The 2,671-nt window shown below is 44.6% G+C and carries 3 protein-coding genes; 1 reads left to right on the top strand and 2 read right to left on the bottom strand.

The features are described 5' to 3' along the window. Positions 1 to 182: 182 nt before the first annotated feature. Positions 183 to 419, top strand: a complete 237-nt coding sequence (locus U9Q77_09020) for a hypothetical protein (GenBank protein MEA3287498.1) — start codon at positions 183 to 185, stop codon at positions 417 to 419. A 413-nt stretch (positions 420 to 832) separates the two neighbouring features. On the opposite strand, the gene U9Q77_09015 is transcribed toward U9Q77_09020, so the two are convergent. Next, positions 833 to 2,293: a serine hydrolase gene (locus tag U9Q77_09015; GenBank protein ID MEA3287497.1), complete on the bottom strand. Its 1,461-nt coding sequence runs from the start codon at positions 2,291 to 2,293 to the stop codon at positions 833 to 835. Positions 2,294 to 2,344: 51 nt separating this feature from the next. Beyond that, on the bottom strand, positions 2,345 to 2,671 hold a 327-nt coding region (locus U9Q77_09010; GenBank protein MEA3287496.1), incomplete at its 5' end, for an rRNA adenine N-6-methyltransferase family protein.

The following is a 2,671-nucleotide window of genomic DNA, read 5'->3' as shown; positions in this document are numbered from 1 at the left end:
CAGCTCGGACTTTTGATGAGAGTATTTCGGCAAGTATATTCATATCAACCTCCGTATGGTATAAACATACACTTGAGGGGTAGTACCATACAATAATTATTTCACATACCTGTAAAGTTTTATTGTCTGAACCCCAACTGTTTTCGACCCTCCGGTATACACATACTATATTTTGGATACATATGACCACCGTCAAGAAAAACAAAACCCTTACAAATACTTCTCTGCAAGGGTTCATGTGTATCTGCGTACTGAAATTGACCTTCGATCACACAGGCTTACCTACTCACCAAAGCTTCAGCACAGGTGAGTACACCGCCACAGTCTACGCTCTCAGAGCTACGACCTGGCAGGCAGGACTCGAACCTGGAACCAATTTATTGAGAGTCAATTGGGGTATAACACCAACCTTGATCTAGAACACATCCCCTTTAATGATGTGACGGGTAACATTCCGGAAATAGTTCAACCCGGCATATTTATGTCCGACAATACAAGAGGAAGCTCACAAGCGAGATTCCCGGATCTGTTGTCAGGAGGACTGGATTATGGATGAGAAAGATAGATCAGGAGTTCAGATATTTTTCCTTATCATCGCAATCGTAATTTTTGTCGGACTAACCAGGCTTTGAGCATCTTTCTAATTTGTGTGTGTCGATAGATTCAATACAAAACCGTTACTACTAATGTGGCAGCGATTAGTCGTACAGAATGATGCTTCGATCCCCAGCAAGACTCGTCTCCCTGAGGCTCGAAGGGCTAACAGGAATTGAGTTCATGAATGAAATTTGCGACTAGCCTTTGCCGATTTAATATATTGACAGATGATTGGTCAGGGCTGCTCTTTAGGATAGATGTAGTTATTACCCTGCTTGACCTGAAATATTTTGCCAGCGTCATCAAACTCAAACACCACCAACTCCCCATTGCCATTATCACCAGTCATGCGAAAAGTGTGCAGGCCTTCTGGTGTTAGTTCAATGATCTCACTATTGGGCTCATCCTCTGGAGGAAAACTAAAAGTATTCATCACCAATTTCTGATTTAATATCATTATCTCAGTATCAAAATACCAGGGGTCTGAATAAGTCCCGGTGTATTGCTCCCAGGCTGGGTCAAATTCATAAGCGGGTTCAGCAACCGGGGCGTAAGCCTCGACCAGAACAGGACCCATAAAATCCAGGATGTGTCGCGCAATGAAACCAGGTTCCCCATCATCAGAATTGGTAAATACAACGATACCGACCTTGTCCTCTGGAATAAACATGACCTGGGTGCGGTTACCGGCTACCCAACCACCATGACCATTTATATCCTTACCAGACCGGTGCCATATAGCCCAACCCAGACCCCAGCCGCTAGACCAACCGGGACGCAACCACTGCACCCGGTGCATCTCTTTCAGGGAGCTGCCCTTGAGCACAGCGTTGGCACTATTGTCATCTTCGCGAAACTGCAGACTGACATATTTAGCCAGGTCTGGAATAGTGGTAGCCAGACCGGCTGCAGGGGTAACTCCTTGAATCTCACTATAATCCATGGTAGCGTGAGAAATGCCCTCCAGTCTGTGAGAGTAAGGCGTTACCAGTCGCTGTTGATACTGAGGATCAGGCTCTGTGGTGCTTTCATTCATTCCCAGGGGGTCAAAGATATGAGTTTTAACATAATCATTAAAGGAAAGTCCAGATACAACACTAACGATCTCACCAGCCAGCGAAAGCCCCAGATTAGAATATTTGAAACGGGTTGCCGGTGGAAAAATCGTTTCCTGATCCGCTATGGTTGCTTTTATTTGATCCATCGTTGGAAATTTGTGATCCGTCCAATAAGGAAAAGCAGCCTCGCGAGGCAGTCCCGAAGTGTGCGTCAGCAATTGCCGAATAGTAATAGGTGGCTGGTCAGGATAAGTTTGCTTGATCTGAAACCAGGGTAGATATTTTATAACCGGATCATCCAACCGCAATTTGCCGGCATCACGTAATTGCATGAGAGCTGTTGCGGTAAAGGTTTTACTGATAGAGGCAATTCGAAAAGAGGAATGATCAGAAAGAGGCGTTTCTTTTTCAAGGTCAGCGTAGCCAAAAGTGTTACTGTAAATCAATTCTTGATCATAGATCAATCCAACACTGATACCGGGAATGTGCCGGTATTCCTGTTGGGCGTTGATCCATATCTCAAGCAGCTTCAAGTCGGACTGGATTGACTTAAGTCCGGAATCATTCTTGCTCATGGCAAAGCAATTGACGTTTAAAAATCCCAGAATCAACACGAACAAGACAAGCTTTTGTTTCATGGTAGCTCCTTTGAGGGTGTAAAGGTTAGGCAGCATGATAAACATTACCGCTTAGAGAGTGAAAATAATTTTGGTCAGCTTTAAAAATTGTTTCGGGGTGAGTTGTTCAGGACGCAGACCTAGATCAAACTGATCTTCCACGGGCGGTTTATCCTTTAGAATTGATTTCAAACTATTGCGTAAGGTTTTTCGGCGTTGATTGAAGGCGGTCCGGACAACCCGTCGCAAGTAGGGTTCAGTTTCACCTGAAATTTGTCGGGCTTCCTTGAAACTGAAGCGTACAAAACAGGAATCCACATCCGGAATGGGATGAAAAATATTCCGACTAATATCAAACAGGTATTCAGTTTTGGCGAACAGAGCAGCATAAACGGAGAG

This window comes from Candidatus Neomarinimicrobiota bacterium (genome assembly GCA_034716895.1).
In the GTDB taxonomy this organism is placed as follows: Bacteria; Fidelibacterota; UBA8477; order UBA8477; family JABMPR01; genus JABMPR01.
The sequence above is the reverse complement of the archived record's forward strand: the minus strand, read 5'-3'. Positions and strand labels throughout refer to the sequence as shown.